The following is a 19,054-nucleotide window of genomic DNA, read 5'->3' on the forward strand; positions in this document are numbered from 1 at the left end:
TGAGAGATGAGCGAGCCGTTCGTACGCGACGATGTGAAGGCTGTGCTGGATATGCTCGCGCAGCAGGACGGCCCGCAGATGCACGAGGTCGAACCGGAGCAGGCGCGCCAGATGATGCTGGCCATGGGATCGCTGACCGAACGCCCGCGCGGCGAGCTGGCCGAGGTAAAGGACGCCGCGGCGCCCTCCGGCCACGGCCATGACATTCCCGTGCGCGTCTATCACGCCGAAGCACCGGCGGGCCCTGCCCCGGTCCTCGTCTATTATCATGGCGGCGGCTGGGTGATCGGCGACCTCGACACGCATGACGGGCTGTGCGCCGAGATTGCGCGCCAGCTGGGGATGACCGTGGTCAGCGTCGACTACCGGCTCGCTCCCGAACATAAATTTCCCGCAGCCGGCGAGGATTGCGTGGCGGCAACGCGCTGGGTCGCCGGATCGCCGGCAGAGATCGGCCACAAGGTCACCGGCCTGGTCGTCGCGGGCGACAGCGCCGGCGGAAATATGGCGGCCGTGGTCGCACAGGAGCTGGCAGGGCGACTGGACATTCCGTTCCTGGCGCAGTGGCTGATCTATCCCGGCGTCGACACCCAGGCCGCGGGCGGCTCGATGGACGAATTCGCCGAAGGCTATCTGCTGACCCGCGAGGGCATGGCGTGGTTTTCGGCGCATTATCTCGGACGCGAGGAAGACCTGACCGACGTGCGCGCCTCCCCCATCCTGACGGAGGACCTCTCCTCGCAGCCGCGCGCGCTCGTCTTCACCTGCGGGCTCGATCCGCTGCGCGACCAGGGCCGCGCCTATGCCGGGCGCCTGATCGAGGCGGGCGTGCGGACCGTCTACCGGGAGGCACCGGGACAGATCCATGGGTGCATGAACATGCGCCAGGCGATCCCGAGCGCGCAGGAGGATCTGTCCGGCTGCATCCGCGACCTGAAGCACCTCCTGAACGAAGCGCTGCCCGCGTGACGGAGCGGCCGGACGAGACGCCGGAGCATCCGTCCGGCCTGCCCTTTCGCCCCTGCGCCGGGGTCATGCTGCTGAACGCCGAGAACCGGGTTTTCACGGCAAGGCGTCTCGATAATCCGGCCGACTATTGGCAGATGCCGCAGGGCGGAATCGATCCCGGCGAATCCCCGCGCGAGGCCGCGTTTCGCGAGTTGACCGAGGAAACCGGCATCGCGCCGGACCGTGCCGAACTCTTGGCCGAGAGCGGCGGGTGGCTGCACTATTCGCTGCCCGACGAACTGGTCGGCAAGATCTGGAAAGGGAAATATTGCGGTCAGAGCCAGAAATGGTTCGCGATGCGCTTTCTCGGCAGCGACGACGAGGTCGACATCGAGCAGGAGCATCCGGAATTTTCCGAATGGCGCTGGGCCGCCCCGGAATCGCTGCCGCGCAAGATCGTGCCCTTCAAGGTACAGCTCTACCGCGAGGTGCTTGCGGAATTCGCGCACCTGTTCGACTGAGATAGTGCCAGCGGCGTTGGCCTGACAGCGCTCCTACCCTGACTCCGCTCCTGGCCGAACCCTAACCCTGATCCGCTTGTGCGGCGAACCCCGCTGGGGTATGATTGTGCGCTCGGGGAATGGGGCGGACGAAAGACGAAGGGATCTTTCGATGTCCGCAATCAAGCTAGTACCGGCGCTCTTGGGCGCCGCCGCATGTTTCAGCCTGCCTGCCACAACGCCTGCGACTGCCAATCTGTCGCCGCAGGCGATGCGTCTGCTCGACCCGAGCGCCATGTTCCTGCAGTCCTGCGGCCAGACCGCCCGGTCGATGCTGCCCGAGCGCGTACAGTTCGCGCAGGCGGGCGACATGGAGGCGTGGTACAAGACCCGCCCCCCGCTTTACGACGACCTTGGCGGCATCGGCTTCGAAATCACCACGGCGAGCGAAGAAGCCCAGCGCTACTTCAACCAGGGCTTCGCGCTGCTCTACGGGTTCAACCACCAGGAAGCCATTCGTGCCTTTCGCGAAGCCCAGCGCCTCGATCCGGATTGCGCCATGTGTTTCTGGGGCGAGGCCTTTGCCCACGGTCCGAACATCAATGCGCCGATGGACCCGCGCGTACTGGGAGCCACACGGGCAGCGCTCGCCCGTGCAGAGGAACTGAAGATCGGTGCCAGCGAGCGCGAACGGATGCTGATCGACGCAGTCGCCATCCGGTACCGCAACGGCGCGCAGACCGACTTACAGGCCGACGCGCAGTCGGACGAAGACGCCTTTGCCGACGCCATGCTGCAGGTCGCAGCGGCGTATCCGCTGGACGATCATATCGCCGCCATTGCCGCCGAGGCCCAGATGAATACCCAGCCCTGGGATTACTGGGGCGCGGGTGGGTTCACGCCGAAGGGCCGCATCGGCCACGCGCTGCGGCTGGTCGAGGGCATCATCGCGCGCGACCCCAACCATGCGCAGGCCTCTCACCTCTACATCCACCTGATGGAATCGTCCGCCAACCCGGCGCAGGCCGAAGCGGCGGCCGACCGGCTGGCCGCGCCGCTGGTGCCGAACAGCGGGCACCTCGTTCACATGCCCGCGCATCTTTACTACCGCATCGGCCGTTTCGCAGATTCGATCCGCGCAAATGTCGAGGCTGCGCGCGTCGACGAAGAATATCTGGCGACGTCTCCGATCCAGGGCCTCTACCGGTTCGGCTATTATCCGCACAATGTGCACTTCATCGTCACTTCGGCGCAGATGGCGGGGGATATGGAAACGGCCCTGTCGCAGGCGGAAAAGCTTCGCGAGATCCTGTCGGTAGAGGTCACGAGCCAGTTCCCCTGGACGCAGCCGGTCGATGCGGCGCCCTATTTCGCCTACGCCCAGTTCGGCACGCCCGAGGACATCCTGGCGCTCGAAGCGCCCGATTCGCGCCTTCCCTACGTGGTTGCGGCGCATCACTACGCCCGGGCGGTGGCCTATGCCCTGCTGCGCGACGAGGCGTCCTTCGCCGCCGAACTGACCGCCATGCGTGCGCTGGGCGCAGAGACCGACTGGTCGGCGATGATCGACGGCGGCGTTCCCGTTCCGGTGCTGCTGGCGCTGGCGGACAAGGTCGCGCAGGCGCGCCTGCATCTGGCAAATAACGCCCCGGAGCGCGCGATCCCGCTGCTGGAAGAGGCACGCGCGCTGGAAGCCGACGTGAACTATATGGAGCCGCCCTACTGGTATTACCCGGTCAGCCAGACGCTGGGCGCGGCGCACTACATGACGGGAGATGCGGCGAAGGCGCGCGACGCGTTCCGCGCGGCACTGGTGACGCAGCCCGGCAATGGCTGGGCGCTGTGGGGTCTTGCGAGGGCGGAGGAGGCGCTGAGCCGGCCCGCCTCCGCCGCGGCGGCAGAGGCGGCCTTCGCCAAGGCCTGGCTGGGCGAACCGGGCTGGCTGTCGATGGCGCGGCTGTAGGGGCGCAGCGAGGGAGGACCCGCCCGGCTGCGACAAAGACTGCCGGGCGCAACTCCCCTCGGCTCCCATGCTTTGATCCTTTGAACGCGAATTCATTGGAGACAAAGCAAGTGAGCATAGATGCACTGTTCGAGCCGCTGACACTCGGCGACCTCGAACTTCCGAACCGCATCCTCATGGCGCCGCTGACCCGGGGCCGGTCGGAGGAGTCGCACGTCCCGAACGATCTTCAGATCGACTATTACGCCCAGCGCGCGGGCGCCGGACTGATCATCTCCGAAGCCACGGGCGTGCATCCGAAGGGCATGGGCTGGTACCGCGCGCCGGGAATCTGGTCGAACGAAATGGTGGCGGCATGGAAGCCGGTGACCGAGGCGGTGCATGCCCGCGGCGGCCGCGTCTTCCTGCAGCTGTGGCATATGGGACGGGTCGTCCTGCCCACTTATATCGGCGGCGAGGCACCGCTTGCCCCGTCCGCAGTCACCGCCGATGGGGAAGGGTTCGTGCCGGTGGAAGGCCAGGTCGAGCTGGGAGCCCGGCCCTATGTAGAGCCGAAGGCGATGGACCAGGCGGACATCGACGAGGCCGTGGCCGCCTATGGCCGCGGCGCGGCCAACGCCCGCGATGCTGGCTTCGACGGTGTCGAGATTCACGCGGCAAACGGCTATCTGATCGACCAGTTCCTGCGATCCGGCACCAATCGGCGTACCGACGACTATGGCGGAAGCGCAAAGAACCGCGCGCGCTTCCTGAGGGAAGTGACCGACGCCGTGCTGGCGGAACTGCCACCGGGCCGTGTCGGTGTGCGGATCAGCCCCACGAGCAGCTTCAACGACATGTCCGACGAAGCTCCGGCAGAGGTCGCGGCGGAGGTGGGCCGAGTCGCGGAACAGGCGAAGCTTGCCTATGTGCACCTGATCGAACCGGTCGAGGAAGGCTTCATGCCGATGCCGGACGAGCCCGTGGCAGGCGACCTTCGCAGCTCCTATTCCGGGCCGATCCTGCAAAACGGCGCCTTCGACGCCGAGACGGGCGCCAAGCATGTCGCGGACAAGGCGGCGGACGCGATCGTGTTCGGCCGTCCGTTCATTGCCAATCCCGACCTCGCCTATCGCATTCGCGAAGGAAAGCCGCTGGCCGAACCGAATATGGAACTGGCCTATGTCGGAGGCGCAAACGGCTATTCCGACTATCCCCCCTATGACGAGCAGGCCGAACTGCCGCGATAGAGCCTAGCCCGAGGAGTCCGGGCGCACTTCGGTGCCGTCCGGCTCCTCTTCCTCACCTTCGTGCGTGGCCGCCCAGACCACGCTGCCGGCCGTGAAACCGTGAACCATCGTTGACAGGAGGACGGTGAAGGCCACCGTCGCCCAGAGCGGCCCCTCGTCGGTCCAGTCCATGTGCGACGTCGCGTAGCCGAGATAGTAGATCGAGCCGATGCCCCGCACGCCGTAAAAGGCCACCACCCCGCGCTGGCGCAGGGACAGGTCGCAGCCCACCAGCGACAGCATTCCCGCCGCCGGGCGGATGAGGAAGATCAGCGCCGCGCCGAGGAGGGCATGCCGCCAGTCGAGATAGGGCATCAGCGTCGGAATGGTGCCGCCGAGAAGCACCAGAAGGATAGCTGTTACGGCGTGCTCGATCGATTCGGAGAAGGTGTGCAGCCGGCCGTGAAATTCGTGCTCCGCCTCCTGCCGCCGGAGCACCAGTCCCATGACGAAGGCGGCAATGAAGCCATAGCCCTCGATCAGCTCGCACAGACCGTAGGTGAGCAGAACGCCCGCCATGGCGACCACGCCCGAGCCGGTGTTGGCGAGAATATTGCGCGCGGGCACCGAGAACATGATCTTGCCGAGCACCCACCCCGCGCCCGCACCGAAGGCCGTGCCCACCGCGATCTTGTAGACGAGATAGAATCCCGCCCAGTCGAGGCCCCATTCTGCCGGAGCGAACCCATAGCTGGCGATGAAGAGCGCCAGGTAGACGAAGGGAAAGGCCAGGCCGTCATTGAGACCGGCCTCGGTCGTCAGGGCGAAGCGCACCGGATGCTCGCCGCCTTCGAGCGGGGGCCCGACCTGGACGTCGGCGGCAAGGACCGGATCGGTCGGCGCGAGAACTGCGGCGAGCAGTACCGCCCCCGCCAGCGTCAGGCCCGCAGCCACGCCGATCAGCGCCACGGCGATGATACAGAGCGGCATGGCAATGCCGAGAAGCCGCGCGGTGGAGGCCCAAAGGCCGCGATTGTAGACGCTGTCGATGCGCAGGCCGGTGCCGAACAGGGCGACGATGACGGCGAACTCGCTCGTCAGCTCCCAGAATACGGGACGGTCGAGCGGACTGAACGCCTCCGGCATGCCCGGCAGGAAGCCGAAGGTCAGCAGACCGCCGAGGATGAGCAGTCCCGAGGCCGCCGGCTCCCGCCCGGAGAAGAACCGGGGAATCCAATAGGCTGCCACGATGACGAGGCCGCACCCGGCCAGCAGGATGTGGTAGGGTTCGACCCCGAACCGCTCGCCCATCAGACTCGCCTGCCGAAACGGCTGTACGAACCGGGACTATCAGGAGCCCAAGCTTTCCTCATTCGAACCCCGTTTCGGTCATTCCTACATCCTTCAGATCACTAGAGGAGAAGAACATGAGCCTCGATCCCCTGTTCCAGCCTGCGCGCTTTGGCGCACTCGAACTCAAGAACCGCATCATGATGGCGCCGCTGACGCGAGGCCGGTCCTCGCTGGACGGCGTGCCGACCGAACACAAGATCGATTATTACCGCCAGCGGGCGAATGCCGGGCTGATCATCGCCGAGGCGACGGGCATCAACCGCATCGGCCTCGGCTGGCCGACGGCGCCGGGCCTGTGGTCCGACGAGCAGGTCGAAGCCTGGAAGCCGGTGACCGACGCGGTACATGGAGCGGGCGGCCTGATCGTCTCGCAATTGTGGCATATGGGCCGTCTGTCGCACTCCTCCACCATGGGCATGCAGCCCGTCTCCGCGAGCGCGATCGCAGCCAAGGGCGATGCGCATACGCCGAAGGGCAAGGAGCCCTACGAAACACCGCGCGAGATGACGCTGGACGACATCAAGCAGACGGTCGAGGACTATGTCGCTGCCGCCGCGAACGCCAGGAAGGCGGGCTTCGACGGCGTGCAGGTGCACGGCGCGAACGGCTATCTGATCGACCAGTTCCTGAAGCCGAACACCAACCATCGCAGCGACGACTATGGCGGCTCCGTCGAGAACCGGGTGCGCTTCCTGATGGAAGTGATGGAGGCGGTAACGGGCGAAGTGGGCGCGGACCGCACGTCCCTTCGCCTGTCGCCCAACGGCATGGTGCAGGACAGTTACGACCCGCGGCCGGAGCGCGTCTTCGGCGAAGCGGCTCGGCAACTGTCCGAGCTCGGCCTGGCGTTTCTGGAACTGCGAGAGTCGCGACCCGACAGCAGCTTCGTCCGCTCCGACGATCCGCCCATGGGCCCGCTGATCCGCGTGCTGTTCGACGGACCGCTCGTCCTCAACGAGGATTATTCGGCGGAAAGCGCCGCAGCGACCATCGCGGCGGGCAAGGCGGACGCCATCGCCTTCGGCCGGCCCTATATCTCGAACCCGGACTTGGCCGACCGCTTCCGCAACGGCTGGCCGCTGGCGGATAGCAATATCCGCACCTGGTATTCGCCGGGACCGGAAGGATATACCGACTATCCCGCCTATGACGGGACGGAAAGCGCAGCCGCCTGAACGGCTGACCGCGGCTGAGCGGGAAGGCCGGCCTTAGCTGGCGGGCCTTCCCCTCAGTCGAAAAAAGAGAAAGTCAGGCCTGGCCCTTGGTCTTGGGCGCGATGACCATCAACATCTGGCGGCCCTCAAGCTTCGGGCGCGCTTCGACCTTGGCGATCTCGTCGGTATCCTCGCGCACGCGGTCCAGCAGCTGCATACCGAGCTGCTGGTGCGCCATTTCGCGGCCACGGAAGCGCAAGGTGACCTTCACCTTGTCGCCATCCTCGATGAACTCGACGACCTTCTTCATCTTCACGCCGTAATCATGGTCGTCGATGTTCGGACGCATCTTGATCTCCTTGATCTCCTGCGTCTTCTGCTTCTTCTTGGCGGCGTTGGCTTTTTTCTGGGCGTCGTACTTGTACTTGCCGATGTCGAGAAATTTCGCGACGGGCGGATCGGCATTCGGGCTGACGACGACGAGGTCGAGCCCGGAATCCTTTGCCTGTTCGACGGCTTCCCTAGTGTACATGACGCCGAGATTCTCTCCCTCGTCGTCGATCACCCGGACCTTATTCTCTTGGATGAACTCGTTGTAGCGCGGTCCTTGGAAGGGCGGCGGGGCGTTCCCGCGGCGTAGGGGCGGTCGAATAGCAAAGTCTCCATGTTATTTCTGTCAGAGTCGTCCCCTTAAGGTAAGGGATCGGGGGCAAAACGGAAAGGGGGCCGCTTTGTTGCGGCGCCCTCCGAATATCAGCTCGCGCGGACGGCGAACATCAGCCGCGATGATCGGGCGCCGCCGCCTCCCCCTTCAGCTCGGCGAGGAACTCGTCGACGCCGGTCACGCGCTGACGCTCGTCGCTGCCGAGCTTGCGCACGGCGACCGTGCCTTCCTCCGCCTCGCGCTTACCCACGACGAGGAGATAGGGCACCTTGGCAAGGCTGTGCTCGCGCACCTTGTAGTTGATCTTTTCGTTGCGCGTGTCGGTCTCGACGCGAATGCCGGCAGCAGCCAGCTTCGCCGCTACCTCGGCGGCATAATCGTCGGCGTCGGACACGATCGTCGCGACGACCGCCTGCACGGGCGCCAGCCAGGCGGGCAGCCGCCCCGCAAAATGCTCGATCAGGATGCCGATGAACCGCTCGTAACTGCCGAAGATCGCCCGGTGCAGCATGACGGGGCGGTGTTTCTCGCCGTCCTCGCCGACATATGCCGCGTCGAGCCGTTCGGGCAGCACGCGGTCCGACTGGATCGTTCCCACCTGCCAGGTGCGGCCGATGGCGTCGGTCAGGTGCCACTCCAGCTTCGGCGCGTAGAAGGCCCCCTCGCCCGGCAGCTCTTCCCAGCCGAACTCGTCGGTCGCCATACCGGCCTCGCGCACGGCGTTGCGCAGCTCTTCCTCGGCCTTGTCCCAATCCTCGTCCGAACCGAAACGCTGCTCCGGACGCAGCGCCAGCTTGATCGAATAGGTGAATCCGAAATCCTTGTAGACCGTGTCGGCGAGTTCGCAGAAGGCACGCACCTCCTCGACGATCTGCTCTTCGGTGCAGAAGATGTGCGCATCGTCCTGCGTGAACTGGCGCACGCGCATCAGTCCGTGCAGCGCGCCGTGCGGCTCATTCCGGTGGCAGCACCCCATCTCGCCCAAACGGATAGGAAGGTCGCGGTAGCTGGTGATGCCCTGCTTGAAGACGAGGACGTGCGCAGGGCAGTTCATCGGCTTCAGCGCCATCCAGTCGACCTCGTCGGACACGAGCGCGCCGTCGTCGGCCGTGTTCGGCACCTCGTCGGGGATGACGAACATGTTCTCGCGGTACTTGCCCCAGTGGCCGGACTGTTCCCACTGGCGCGCGTCCATCACCTGCGGCGTCTTGATCTCGCGGTAGCCCGCGCCGTCCATCTTGCGGCGCATATAGGCCTCCAGCTCGCGCCAGATCCGGTAGCCCTTCGGATGCCAGAAGACGCTGCCATGCGCCTCTTCCTGCAGGTGGAACAGGTCCATCTCCCGGCCCAGCTTGCGGTGGTCGCGCTTCGCCGCCTCCTCAAGCCGGTGGAGGTGCTCCTTCAGCTGCTTCTTGTCGAGCCAGCCTGTGCCGTAGATGCGGCTCAGCATCGCGTTCTTCTGATCGCCGCGCCAGTAGGCACCCGAGACGCGCGTCAGCTTGAACGCGTCGGGCTTCAGCTTTCCCGTCGAAGCAAGATGCGGGCCGCGGCACATGTCGAGCCAGTCGCCGGCACGGTAGACCGTCAACTCCTCGCCCTCCGGCAGCTCGGCGGCCCATTCGGCCTTGAAGGTCTCGCCATTGTCGCGGAACCACTGGATCAGCTGCTGGCGGGTCCAGACTTCCCGTTCCAGCGGCGTATCGCGCGCGATGATGCGACGCATCTCCTCCTCGATCTTGGGCAGATCCTCTTCGGTGAAGGGGCCATGATCGGCGGGCGGCGCGAAATCGTAATAGAATCCGTCGTCGGTGGACGGGCCGAAGGTGATCTGCGTGCCCGGAAACAGGTTCTGCACCGCCTCCGCCAGCACATGCGCATAGTCGTGGCGAACAAGTTCCAGAGCGTCGTCCACGTCGCGCGAGGTGACGAGAGCGAGGTCGGCATCACCCTCGAAGGGGCGGTTGAGATCGCGCAGCTCTCCATCGACGCGTGCTGCGAGCGCGGCCTTGGCGAGGCCGGGACCGATGGCGGCGGCAATGTCGGCCGGCGTCGCACCGGGCTCGACTTCGCGCACTGACCCGTCGGGAAGGGAAATCTTGAACTGCTCAGTCATCACCGTCTCTTGTCATCGCTCACCGGGGCCGGGGTCGCCCGGTCCTGCGCGGTCCTGTCGCGCGAGGCTATTGCAGAGTTTCGCACGGGCCGAAAGGGCGCCCGATGGCACGGAGGCCGGATATAGGGACGCCGAGCGTTCCCAGACAAGTATGGTATGTCAGGTTACCTTGACACAAATGGGCGTGCCTTGGTAAAGCGTACTTGTCACTAAGGAAAGGACCGTTGACGTGAGCAATTCCAAGATCAGAAAGGCGATACGCTGGGCGTTTGCCATGATTCTCGTGGCAATGGCGGGCAGGCTTGGCCTTGCCGGTGAGGCTGACGTTGCGCTGATGCTGCTGGTCCTCCCCGCCTTCGCCGTCCTCTCCCTTGGGGGATTCCGGCGCCCGAAATCCTGCGGCGACACCGCAACCGCCAATGCCGCCGGTGGCGATGCAGCCTGAGATGGTCGGCGACTGTCCCGAGTTCGCGACCGAGCAAGTGAGAGCGGCGCGACGCCGCTATGTCCGCCGCCTCGCCGCCTCGATGGCGCTTTATCTCGTCACCCTGTTCGCGGCCGAAACGCTGGTGAAGACAGGCCAGACAAGCGGCCTTTTCCTGTGGGCCCTCGCGCTGCTGCCCGGACTGGCCATTGCCGCGGCCGTCGGCGCGCTTGGATTTTATATCGCCGCGGAAAGGGACGAGTTCATTCGCATGCTGACCATCCACCAGGCGCTGATCGCCACGGGCCTGACCCTCGGCGTCGCAGCCGTCTGGGGATTCCTGGAAACCTATGGGTTGGTGCCGCACATCGCTGCCTACTGGCTGGTCTTCCTGTGGTTCCTGGGCTTCGCCATCGGCGCCGTCGTGACCAGGGTAACGCACGGAAGCTGGGGCACGATCTGGTGAAGAACAGGATCAAGGTCCTGCGCGCAGAACGCGACCTCAGCCAGGCGGCGCTCGCCGAGCGGCTCGGCGTCTCTCGCCAAAGCGTGAATGCCATCGAGACGGGGAAATATGACCCCTCCCTGCCGCTCGCCTTCCGCATCGCGGCGCTGTTCGCCCTTCCTATCGAGGAGATCTTCCAGCCGGACTGAGCGGCGCGGCAGCGGGCGAGGTCGCCGGGCCTCAGCTATAGTCGTCCATATTGCCTGCAAGATCGATGCGCACGAGGGCGGCAAGGAGCCGCGGCAGCTCTGCCTCGCCCACGTGAGCGGCAAGCCCGCGCGGGGTGTGCGGCAAGCCAAGCCGGCCGGCGACCTCGAGCGCGCGGTCATCGGCAAAGGGATAAAGCTCAGTCCAGACCGCCTGCACCTCGCGGCAGAACAAGTCCGCGCCGAGGTCGCCTATGCCCTTGAAGGCCTTCAGCCGCTTGCGGATGCCGTCGCCCTCTCCGTTCGCCTTCGCGCGCAGGTCGCGCAGATCGCCGCCATAATCCAGGCGCACCAGATCGGCAGTGTCTGCGAGGTAGCGCGCCGTCGATTCGTCGTAGCGTGCGTAGCCGTTGCGGTTCAGCACCTTAACCCGGTGCTCCCAGCTCGAGTCGCACATATGGTCCGGCGTCGTGAGCCCGTCGGCGATCAGGGCGCGGGCCGCCTCCACCGCCTTGTCGGCAGCGATCCGCGCGCTCATCAGAATGCATGCGTTCAGCCACTGAAACAGCGGCGCGGGCGTGTTCTTGCCTAGATCGATGCCGATCTCGTCGGCGTAGGTTGTCCCGCGTTCCGCGATAAGGCGGGCGATAAGGTCCTCGCTCCTGCTCATGCCCACTGAGCGCAGCCGGGCGGTTAACGGTTCCTTAGGCACTGCGCGCGATAGTCAGGGATGGACGAGTATGCCGCAGCGTATCGCGGCGAAGAGGGTCGATAATATGGGGTGCAGAGGCTGGGTCTTTGATCCGGAGACGGGCGAGCGCGTCTCGGTCAGTGTGGAAGCGCAGGGCGGCAGCCTGATCCTTCGGGAGGGCGGCGCGGCGGCGCGCAGCATCAATCCGCAGTGCCTGTATCCGGTCGAGCGGCTGCGCGGCGCCGAAGTCTATGCCCTGAAGGGCGTGCGCGGCTTTCGGCTGGGGCTTGTCGACGTCGACGACGAACTGGTGGAGGCGCGGCTGCCCGAATTCAGCCTGCGCGAATCGGGCAATTTCCACCCCGCCTTCCTGGTCTTCACAGCCATGTCCATGCTGGCGGTAATGGGGATGATCCTGGTGGCGCCGTGAGGCGGCGGCCGACCTCGGGACGCCTTGGGCGCTAGGGCTTTCAGCTTGCGGCGCGACCGCGCGCGTTGCAGGCTGGCTGTGGCGGCGAATCGGGGGGTTCGCCCAGACACCGGCCATGATGCGGGGGCAATTGGTGGAGCGGGATTTCGAGCGACCGGAAAAGGGACTGTATCCGGGGATAGAGTTCCACGGGCACTGGCGGGAATTCCTTCCCATCGTTGCAACGAACCTGATCCTGACACTGGTAACGCTCGGGATCTACCGCTTCTGGGCGAAGGCACGCGAACGTAGCTATTTGTGGAGCCGCACCCAGTTCATCGACGACCGGCTGGAGTGGACCGGAACAGGGAAGGAGATGTTCCTCGGCTTCCTGATTGTGCTGGCGGTCCTGGTTCCGGCTGGCGCGGTGTTCCAAGTCCTGGTCTCGAGAGGCGGCCCCGTGATCGCCCTCATTGGCGTGCTACTGATTTACGCCGGCTTTTTCTATCTGATCGGAGTCGCCCGGTTCCGCGCTCTGCGCTACCGGGTCAGTCGCACGCGCTGGCACGGCCTGCGTGGGGGTAGCGAAGAGGGCGGCTGGTCCTATGGCGTGACGGCAATCGTCATGAGCCTGCTGACCGGATTCACTCTCGGACTCGCCTATCCGGCGGCGCAGGTGAGCCTCTGGTCAGAACGCTGGGGCAAGATGCAATATGGGGATGCCCCGGTCAGCGTTACCCTGGACAAAACCCCGCCCGGCCTGTTCGGACGCTGGCTGCTGATCTACGGCGCATTCATCTGTCTCTATGCTGTCCTGTTCGGGAGCTTCTTTGCCGGGATGAGCGCGAGCCCGGAGTCCTCTGAAAGCTGGATTCTTGTGACCGTCGTTCTGTTCACACTGGGGTTCTACTTCGGCCTGCCGCTCCTCTTCGTCGTCTACTATGCAAAGTTCATGCGATCGGTGATCGGCGAAATGAGCTGGATGGGCGTGGACCTGCGGTTCACCGCCTCGACGCTGGATTGGATCAAGCTGTACCTGGGCCATGCGCTCCTCGTCCTTGTGACGCTTGGGTTCGGCCTGCTGTTCATCGGCTATCGCAACTGGGCCTTTTTCGTGCGTCACCTTGAAGCGTCGGGAACGATCGACCCGGATGCCATTCGCCAGTCGGAGCTGCGCATGCGTACGGATGCCGAGGGCCTGGCAGAGGCCTTCGATATCGGCGGGATCTGAGGCGACGGTGGGCCCGTCGGAGCAGCCTCATCAGAGCTTGGCGCCCGCGCCTGCTGCTGAAGGCTGGCTTTACGACGGGCTAACTGCGCGCCGCTGGCCGGTACGGGTCGAGGCAGATTCAGAACGCCCCGACAGTCTGCTCATCATCCGCCCGGAACATCCGCCCGAGCAGGTGGCGGCGGTTGACCTGCGCCAGACAGACCGGCGGGACGATGCCGTGCTACTGGGCCGGAGAGACAGCGACGGCTGGCAGCTCGGCCTCCGCCGGCCGGTCCCACCGGAGGTCGCCGCGCGGCTTCCCGCCGCCGAGATCTACGGCGCCTGGATAGACCGCCTAGGTCTGCCGCAGTTCGCCGCCGCAGGGGTGTTCGTGACGATGATGGTCTTGGCACTGCTGTGGTTTGCACCGACTTGGCTCGCGCCCCTGGTTCCGCAGGCCTGGGAGCGGCAATTCGGCGCGACCTGGCTGGGTCAGATGGAGGCGGACCTTGGCTGCTGGACGGGGCCGGGCCGCCAAGCACTTGCAAAGATCGAGCGGCGCCTGTCACCGGAACAGCCCTATCTCATCACGGTGGTGGACGTTCCGATCGAAAATGCCGCCGCGCTGCCGGGCGGCGACATCGTTCTGTTTCGCCCGGTCGTCGAGAATGCCGGTTCGCCGGAAGAGCTGGCCGGTATCGTCGCGCACGAGATGGCGCATGTGAAGAAGCGCCATGTGACAGAAGCGCTGATCCGCCACTTCGGCTTTGGACTGCTATTGTCATCCGTCGGCGGAAATGCCGGCACCGCCGTCACGCAGATGACCGGCCTGACCCACACCCGCGCCGCAGAGCGTGAGGCGGACAGAGCCGCCATCGCCACGATGCTGGCAGCCGATGTCAGCCCTGCAGAAGCGGCAGACTTTTTCCGGCGCGTTGGCGGCGCCGAGCGCGATGAAGGAGGCGATGGAGACGAACCTCAGAACCCTGTGCGAACGACGGCGTCCCGATTTCCCGAGTTCCTGAGGACGCACCCGGCGCCCGATGGCCGAGTCGCCCGGTTCACGAGGGCGGCAGAGGGCCGCGCCTTCCGCCCTCTGCTGAACGACGAGGAGTGGGCCGCATTGCAGTCGATTTGCCGTGCGCCAATCGAGGGCGCGCCAGACGATCCCCGCTAGCGGGCGCGCTTGTAGCTGAGAATGGTGTCGGCCGCGACGGGCAGCGTGTCGGGGACATTCACATTGTAATGCAGGCCGCGGCTTTCGCGCCTGAGCTTTGCGGACTTGATGATGAGTTCGGCCACGGTCACGAGGTTACGCAGCTCGACAAGGTCGGGCGTCACGCGGAAATTGCCGTAGAATTCCTCGATTTCGCTAGTGAGGAGCCGCACCCTGTGGCGGGCGCGGTCGAGGCGCTTGTCGGTGCGCACGATGCCGACATAGTCCCACATGAAACGGCGCAGCTCCGCCCAGTTGTGGCTGATGACGACAAGCTCGTCCGCATCGGTCACGCGGCTTTCGTCCCAGGGACGCACCTTCTGCGCGGAAACTTCGGGAAGCTCGCTGCGCAGAATGTCGTCGGCTGCCGCTTGGCCGTAGACGAGGCACTCCAGAAGCGAGTTCGAGGCCATGCGATTGGCGCCGTGCAGCCCGGACATCGACACCTCGCCGATGGCGTAGAGGTGAGGCAGGTCCGAGCGGCCATGCCGATCGACCATGACGCCGCCGCAGGAATAATGCGCTGCCGGGACCACGGGGATGGGCTGGGTGGCCGGATCGATGCCGAGCTGGCGCAGGCGGGTGGTAATGGTCGGGAAATGCTCCTCGACGAAGTCCTGGCCGAGATGGCGAGCGTCGAGGAAGACATGGTCGATGCCAAGCCGCTTCATCTCATGATCGATGGCGCGCGCCACGATGTCGCGCGGGGCCAGTTCCTCGCGCTCGTCGAACCGGTGCATGAAGCGGTCGCCCGCCGTCACCGCGCCGGTGGTCTCGTCCTTTTCCGGAAGGCGCAGATGCGCGCCCTCGCCGCGCATCGCCTCGGTAATAAGGAAATTCCTTACCGCCGGATGATAGAGGCAGGTCGGGTGGAACTGGTTGAATTCCATGTTGGCGACGCGGCAACCGGCGCGCCACGCCATGGCGATGCCGTCGCCCGTCGAGCCGTTCGGATTGGTTGAATATTGGTAGACCCGGCTCGCGCCGCCGGTGGCAAGCACGGTGGCGCCGCCGAGAATACGCTCCACCCGCCGTTTCGAACGCCTGAGCGCGTAGATGCCCCGGCAGCCGCGCGGCGCGCCTTTCGCCTCCACATGGCGTTCGGTGATGAGGTCGATGGCGACGAGGTCGGGGAGAAGCGTGATGTTCGGATGCGCGCTCGCGGCGCGCTCGAGAGCTTCCTGTACCGCCCAGCCGGTGGCATCGTCGACATGAACGATGCGGCGCGCGGAATGGCCGCCCTCGCGCGTCAGATGCCAGCGCTCGGAGACGGTCTCGCCGGGATTGAAGGGTACGCCCAGTTCGGCGAGCCGCTCGATAGCCTCGGGCGCATTTTCGACGACGAACTCGACCGTCTGTCGGTCGTTGAGGCCCGCGCCGGCATCCATCGTGTCGTCGATATGCGATTCGAAGGTATCGCCGGGTTCCAGCACCGCCGCGATGCCGCCCTGAGCCCAGGCGGTCGATCCCGCCGAAATGTCGCCCTTCGAGAGGACGGCGACCCGCTTCGTCTCGGCCAGGTTGAGCGCGCAGGTCAGCCCCGCCGCGCCCGAGCCGACGATGACGACGTCGAATTCGAGCGGCGCCGCGCTAGCCATCGGCGCCGGTGCGGACCGGGGCAGGCTCGGTTCCGGGTGCGGAATCGATCGCGCCCGACTTGGTCAGGTGTAGGAACACATCCTCCAGATCCGCCTCGCGCGTCGAGACGTCTTCGACCGTCAGGCCCCGGTCGCTGAGGGCGGTCAGCAGCCGCCCGGCCCCCGTTTCCGCGCGGTCGTAAGTGAGAACGAGTTCGCGCGCCCCCTTCAGCTCCGCCTTCATCACAGGAAGCCCCTCGGGAACCTCGGAAAGGTCACGGTCGACGACCGCGATCAGCACCTTCTCGCGCGCCTGTTTCAGAAGCGTACCGGTCTCGTCATTCGCCACCACCTCGCCATGATTGATGATTGCGATGCGGTCGCAAAGCTCCTCGGCCTCTTCGAGATAGTGGGTGGTAAGGACAATGGTCGTGCCGGCGGCATGCATTTCGCGAACATAGGTCCATAGCTGCTGCCGCAGTTCGATATCGACGCCGGCCGTCGGCTCGTCGAGGATGAGGATGGGCGGATCGTGGACCAGCGCCTTCGCGATGAGCAGGCGCCGCTTCATGCCGCCCGACAGGGTGCGCGAATAGGCATCGGCCTTGTCGCCCAGCCGCACCGCATTGAGGATTTCCATCGTCCGGCGGTCCTTCGGCGCGATGCCGTACATACCCGCCTGCAGCTCCATCGTTTCGCGCGGGGTGAAGAAGGCGTCGAACAGCACCTCCTGCGGGACGATGCCGATGGCGCGTTTCGCATTGCGGCGGTCGGCATCGATATCGAAGCCCCAGATGCGGGCAGTACCGCCTGTCTTGTTCACCAAGCCGGCAAGGATGTTGATCAGGGTGGACTTGCCCGCGCCGTTCGGACCGAGCAGGCCGAAGATGGAGCCGCGGGGCACGTCGAAACTGACGCCCTTCAGGGCGCGCTTGCCATCCGAATAGGTCTTTTCGAGGTCGCGTATCTCAATGGCGGCAGAAGCGGCGGGAGGGTGGGCGGCGGGGGTACGGGCTGTCATGACGCGCATGGGCGTAGCCGCGCCCGGGCCGGGGAACAATCCCCGCGGCCCGCACGCGGCGCAGCTTTTGCTTTGCGAACGCCTAGGCGGCCTTCACCATCTTCGCGATATCGTCGGGAGGAAGGTTCGTGGCCTCCTTGTCGATTTCCCCGATCAGGCGATCCTCCACCTCCTTGTGATAGTGCTGGCGGATCTCGCCAAGCGTGTTGGGCGGCGCGATCAGGATCAGCTTGTCGATGTCGCCCCGGTGCGCCCGCTTATAGAGAATGTCCGCCGCATCGGCCGCAAAGCGATCCTCGGCGAGCTGGTGAAAATCCGTGTCGTCATAGGCGTAGCGCCGGTTGCCGCTGCTTTCCGACGTACGCCCGCGGCGATTGGCGGACTGCTCGCGGTCGGGCGGGTTGTCCTGCTTTTCCTTCCGCACGACGGCGAGGTCGGGATAGTCGTGGTCGCCCTCGTTCACCAAGATCAGCATCTTCTCGCCGTCGACGACGCAAATCTGGGTCTTGTGGTCGAGCTGCATGGGAGAAATCTCCTTCTCTGTTCTGTTCTGTCGTGTCCCTCCCAACGCGGCGCCCGGCTTCCCGGTTGCGCGAGCCCGTGACGCGCTCCAAAAGCCTGTGCCATGCACGATATTCGACTCATCAGGGACGATCCGAGCGGCTTCGACCGCCAGCTCGCCCGCCGCGGCGTCGAGCCGGTCGCCGCCGGACTGGTCGCGACCGACGCGCAGCTTCGCGAGGTCCAGACCGAGATGCAGGCCGCGCAGGCGCGCCGCAACGAAGCCTCCAAGCTGATCGGCAAGGCGATGGCCGGGGGCAATACCGAGGAAGCCGAAGGGCTGAAGGCCGAGGTCGCGGGCCTGAAAGCCCGGATCCCCGAACTGGAAGAGCGCGAACGCACGCTGAAGGCGGAGCTGGACAGCGTGATGTCCGCCCTCCCCAACCTGCCGGCTGCCGATGTGCCCGACGGGCTGACCGAGGACGACAACCAGTTCGTGAAGGACTGGGGCGAAAAGCCGTCGCTCTCCTTCACGCCGAAACCCCATGACGAGCTGATCGACCTGCTGGGCATGGACATGGAAGCCAGCGCAGCGATTGCAGGCTCGCGCTTCGCCGTCCTGCACCAGAGCCTTGCGAAGCTGCACCGCATGCTGGGGCAGTTCATGCTGGACGTGCAGTCCGAGGAGCATGGCTTTCGCGAAACCTGGGTGCCGCTGCTCGTGCGCGACGAGGCGATGTACGGGACGGGCCAGCTGCCGAAGTTCGGCGAGGACGCCTTTCATACCGACGATGGGCGCTGGCTGATTTCGACCGCCGAGGTGTCGCTGACCAATATCGCGCGAGAGCGCATCCTCGACGAGCGGTTCCTGCCGCTGACGATGAGCGCGCTGACCCCCTGCTTCCGTTCCGAAGCGGGTGCGGCGGGGCGCGATACGAAAGGGCTGATCCGCCAGCACCAGTTCGAAAAGGTTGAGATGGTCGCGGTCACGCGCCCAGAAGACAGCGACGCGATGCACGAGCGCATGCTCGCCAATGCTGAGGCGATCCTGCAGAAGCTGGATATTCACTACCGGGTCATGCTGCTGAGCGCGGGGGACATGGGCGCAGGCGCGCGCAAGACCTACGATATCGAGGTGTGGCTGCCCGGCCAGGATACTTACCGGGAAATATCGAGCGTCTCCAATTGCGGCGACTATCAGGCGCGGCGCATGAATGCCCGCTTCCGGCCCGAAGGTGCCAAGAAGCCGGAGTTCGTCCACACGCTGAACGGCTCGGGCCTCGCCGTCGGCCGCACGCTGGTCGCCGTGCTCGAAAACTACCAGCAGGAGGACGGGTCGGTGCTGATTCCCGATGCCCTGAAGCCCTATGCCCGGGGCCTTGAAAAGTTGACGCCCATCCAGCCGGGCGACACTTACCCGCCCGTTCCGGCTGCGGGCGCGCGGGGCTGAC

The 19,054-nt window shown here is 65.7% G+C and carries 19 protein-coding genes; 12 read left to right on the forward strand and 7 right to left on the reverse strand.

Features of this window, described 5'->3' with window-relative positions:
• The first annotated feature begins 6 nt into the window (after positions 1-6).
• The 4 genes from KCN53_RS02480 to KCN53_RS02495 all read left to right on the forward strand — a co-directional run bounded on the left by KCN53_RS02480 (position 7) and on the right by KCN53_RS02495 (position 4,640).
• Complete coding sequence (locus KCN53_RS02480) at positions 7-969, forward strand: alpha/beta hydrolase (protein WP_088711598.1); 963 nt, start codon at positions 7-9, stop codon at positions 967-969.
• A complete protein-coding gene (locus KCN53_RS02485; RefSeq protein WP_224199303.1) occupies positions 966-1,469 on the forward strand; it encodes an RNA pyrophosphohydrolase in 504 nt (167 codons plus the stop codon). The genes KCN53_RS02480 and KCN53_RS02485 overlap by 4 nt, the downstream gene beginning before the upstream one ends.
• 151 nt (positions 1,470-1,620) lie before the next feature.
• Positions 1,621-3,411, forward strand: a complete 1,791-nt coding sequence (locus KCN53_RS02490; protein WP_088711597.1) for a tetratricopeptide repeat protein — start codon at positions 1,621-1,623, stop codon at positions 3,409-3,411.
• 110 nt (positions 3,412-3,521) lie between these two features.
• Positions 3,522-4,640, forward strand: coding sequence for an alkene reductase (locus KCN53_RS02495; RefSeq protein ID WP_224199305.1), 1,119 nt, complete (start codon positions 3,522-3,524; stop codon positions 4,638-4,640).
• 3 nt (positions 4,641-4,643) lie between these two features.
• Here KCN53_RS02495 and KCN53_RS02500 read toward each other — a convergent pair whose 3' ends face one another.
• A complete protein-coding gene (locus KCN53_RS02500) occupies positions 4,644-5,930 on the reverse strand; it encodes a cation:proton antiporter (protein ID WP_088711595.1) in 1,287 nt (428 codons plus the stop codon).
• 116 nt (positions 5,931-6,046) lie between these two features.
• Between KCN53_RS02500 and KCN53_RS02505 the strand changes: the two genes are divergently transcribed.
• Positions 6,047-7,147, forward strand: a complete 1,101-nt coding sequence (locus KCN53_RS02505; RefSeq protein WP_088711594.1) for an alkene reductase — start codon at positions 6,047-6,049, stop codon at positions 7,145-7,147.
• A 73-nt stretch (positions 7,148-7,220) separates the two neighbouring features.
• Here the strand turns inward: KCN53_RS02505 and infC are convergent, their stop codons facing one another.
• Positions 7,221-7,778 carry a translation initiation factor IF-3 gene (infC, locus tag KCN53_RS02510; RefSeq protein ID WP_088711593.1) on the reverse strand — a complete coding sequence of 186 codons (558 nt, stop codon included), beginning with the start codon at positions 7,776-7,778 and terminating at the stop codon, positions 7,221-7,223.
• A gap of 124 nt (positions 7,779-7,902) precedes the next feature.
• Positions 7,903-9,903: a threonine--tRNA ligase gene (gene thrS, locus KCN53_RS02515; RefSeq protein WP_088711592.1), complete on the reverse strand. Its 2,001-nt coding sequence runs from the start codon at positions 9,901-9,903 to the stop codon at positions 7,903-7,905.
• A 229-nt stretch (positions 9,904-10,132) separates the two neighbouring features.
• Between thrS and KCN53_RS02520 the strand changes: the two genes are divergently transcribed.
• From KCN53_RS02520 to KCN53_RS02530, 3 genes are read left to right on the forward strand one after another with little or no spacing between them, the layout of a single operon-like run.
• Entirely contained in the window at positions 10,133-10,348 is a 216-nt protein-coding gene (locus KCN53_RS02520; RefSeq protein ID WP_088711591.1) for a hypothetical protein, read from the forward strand.
• The gene (locus KCN53_RS02525; RefSeq protein WP_143712178.1) at positions 10,338-10,793 is read left to right on the forward strand and encodes a hypothetical protein; all 456 of its coding nucleotides are present in this window, start codon (positions 10,338-10,340) and stop codon (positions 10,791-10,793) included. The genes KCN53_RS02520 and KCN53_RS02525 overlap by 11 nt, the downstream gene beginning before the upstream one ends.
• Positions 10,790-10,981 carry a helix-turn-helix transcriptional regulator gene (locus tag KCN53_RS02530; RefSeq protein ID WP_088711589.1) on the forward strand — a complete coding sequence of 64 codons (192 nt, stop codon included), beginning with the start codon at positions 10,790-10,792 and terminating at the stop codon, positions 10,979-10,981. The genes KCN53_RS02525 and KCN53_RS02530 overlap by 4 nt, the downstream gene beginning before the upstream one ends.
• Before the next feature lie 31 nt (positions 10,982-11,012).
• Here the strand turns inward: KCN53_RS02530 and KCN53_RS02535 are convergent, their stop codons facing one another.
• On the reverse strand, positions 11,013-11,648 hold the full coding sequence (locus tag KCN53_RS02535) for an HhH-GDP family DNA glycosylase (RefSeq protein ID WP_088711588.1): 636 nt from the start codon (positions 11,646-11,648) through the stop codon (positions 11,013-11,015).
• Positions 11,649-11,718: 70 nt separating this feature from the next.
• On the opposite strand from KCN53_RS02535, the gene KCN53_RS02540 reads away from it, so the two are divergent.
• The 3 genes from KCN53_RS02540 to KCN53_RS02550 all read left to right on the forward strand — a co-directional run bounded on the left by KCN53_RS02540 (position 11,719) and on the right by KCN53_RS02550 (position 14,465).
• A complete protein-coding gene (locus KCN53_RS02540; protein ID WP_143712177.1) occupies positions 11,719-12,099 on the forward strand; it encodes a hypothetical protein in 381 nt (126 codons plus the stop codon).
• A 115-nt stretch (positions 12,100-12,214) separates the two neighbouring features.
• Complete coding sequence (locus KCN53_RS02545; RefSeq protein ID WP_088711586.1) at positions 12,215-13,309, forward strand: YjgN family protein; 1,095 nt, start codon at positions 12,215-12,217, stop codon at positions 13,307-13,309.
• Between the two features lie 37 nt (positions 13,310-13,346).
• Positions 13,347-14,465, forward strand: a complete 1,119-nt coding sequence (locus tag KCN53_RS02550; protein ID WP_172406177.1) for a M48 family metallopeptidase — start codon at positions 13,347-13,349, stop codon at positions 14,463-14,465.
• Here the strand turns inward: KCN53_RS02550 and nadB are convergent.
• The 3 genes from nadB to KCN53_RS02565 form a co-directional block, all read right to left on the reverse strand.
• Positions 14,462-16,102: an L-aspartate oxidase gene (nadB, locus tag KCN53_RS02555; protein WP_088711584.1), complete on the reverse strand. Its 1,641-nt coding sequence runs from the start codon at positions 16,100-16,102 to the stop codon at positions 14,462-14,464. The two genes, KCN53_RS02550 and nadB, sit on opposite strands and share 4 nt — an antisense overlap.
• Positions 16,095-17,102, reverse strand: coding sequence for an ABC transporter ATP-binding protein (locus KCN53_RS02560; protein WP_172406176.1), 1,008 nt, complete (start codon positions 17,100-17,102; stop codon positions 16,095-16,097). Before KCN53_RS02560 ends, nadB begins: the two co-directional genes overlap by 8 nt.
• A gap of 82 nt (positions 17,103-17,184) precedes the next feature.
• Positions 17,185-17,625, reverse strand: a complete 441-nt coding sequence (locus KCN53_RS02565) for a host attachment family protein (protein WP_088711582.1) — start codon at positions 17,623-17,625, stop codon at positions 17,185-17,187.
• A 102-nt stretch (positions 17,626-17,727) separates the two neighbouring features.
• On the opposite strand from KCN53_RS02565, the gene serS reads away from it, so the two are divergent.
• Positions 17,728-19,053 carry a serine--tRNA ligase gene (gene serS / locus KCN53_RS02570; RefSeq protein WP_088711581.1) on the forward strand — a complete coding sequence of 442 codons (1,326 nt, stop codon included), beginning with the start codon at positions 17,728-17,730 and terminating at the stop codon, positions 19,051-19,053.
• Position 19,054: the final 1 nt, after the last annotated feature.

Source organism: Pacificimonas aurantium (genome assembly GCF_020092905.1).
GTDB classification, from domain to species: domain Bacteria; phylum Pseudomonadota; class Alphaproteobacteria; order Sphingomonadales; family Sphingomonadaceae; genus Pacificimonas; species Pacificimonas aurantium.

What these genes read in the sequence shown, in the direction of transcription:
- KCN53_RS02480 (WP_088711598.1), top strand. Translation starts at nt 7, where the DNA reads ATGAGCGAGCCGTTCGTACGCGACGATGTGAAGGCTGTGCTGGATATG.
- KCN53_RS02490 (WP_088711597.1), top strand. Translation starts at nt 1,621, where the DNA reads ATGTCCGCAATCAAGCTAGTACCGGCGCTCTTGGGCGCCGCCGCATGT.
- KCN53_RS02500 (WP_088711595.1), bottom strand. Translation starts at nt 5,930, where the DNA reads ATGGGCGAGCGGTTCGGGGTCGAACCCTACCACATCCTGCTGGCCGGG.
- KCN53_RS02505 (WP_088711594.1), top strand. Translation starts at nt 6,047, where the DNA reads ATGAGCCTCGATCCCCTGTTCCAGCCTGCGCGCTTTGGCGCACTCGAA.
- thrS (WP_088711592.1), bottom strand. Translation starts at nt 9,903, where the DNA reads ATGACTGAGCAGTTCAAGATTTCCCTTCCCGACGGGTCAGTGCGCGAA.
- KCN53_RS02525 (WP_143712178.1), top strand. Translation starts at nt 10,338, where the DNA reads ATGCAGCCTGAGATGGTCGGCGACTGTCCCGAGTTCGCGACCGAGCAA.
- KCN53_RS02535 (WP_088711588.1), bottom strand. Translation starts at nt 11,648, where the DNA reads ATGAGCAGGAGCGAGGACCTTATCGCCCGCCTTATCGCGGAACGCGGG.
- KCN53_RS02540 (WP_143712177.1), top strand. Translation starts at nt 11,719, where the DNA reads ATGCCGCAGCGTATCGCGGCGAAGAGGGTCGATAATATGGGGTGCAGA.
- KCN53_RS02545 (WP_088711586.1), top strand. Translation starts at nt 12,215, where the DNA reads ATGATGCGGGGGCAATTGGTGGAGCGGGATTTCGAGCGACCGGAAAAG.
- nadB (WP_088711584.1), bottom strand. Translation starts at nt 16,102, where the DNA reads ATGGCTAGCGCGGCGCCGCTCGAATTCGACGTCGTCATCGTCGGCTCG.
- KCN53_RS02560 (WP_172406176.1), bottom strand. Translation starts at nt 17,102, where the DNA reads ATGACAGCCCGTACCCCCGCCGCCCACCCTCCCGCCGCTTCTGCCGCC.
- KCN53_RS02565 (WP_088711582.1), bottom strand. Translation starts at nt 17,625, where the DNA reads ATGCAGCTCGACCACAAGACCCAGATTTGCGTCGTCGACGGCGAGAAG.
- serS (WP_088711581.1), top strand. Translation starts at nt 17,728, where the DNA reads ATGCACGATATTCGACTCATCAGGGACGATCCGAGCGGCTTCGACCGC.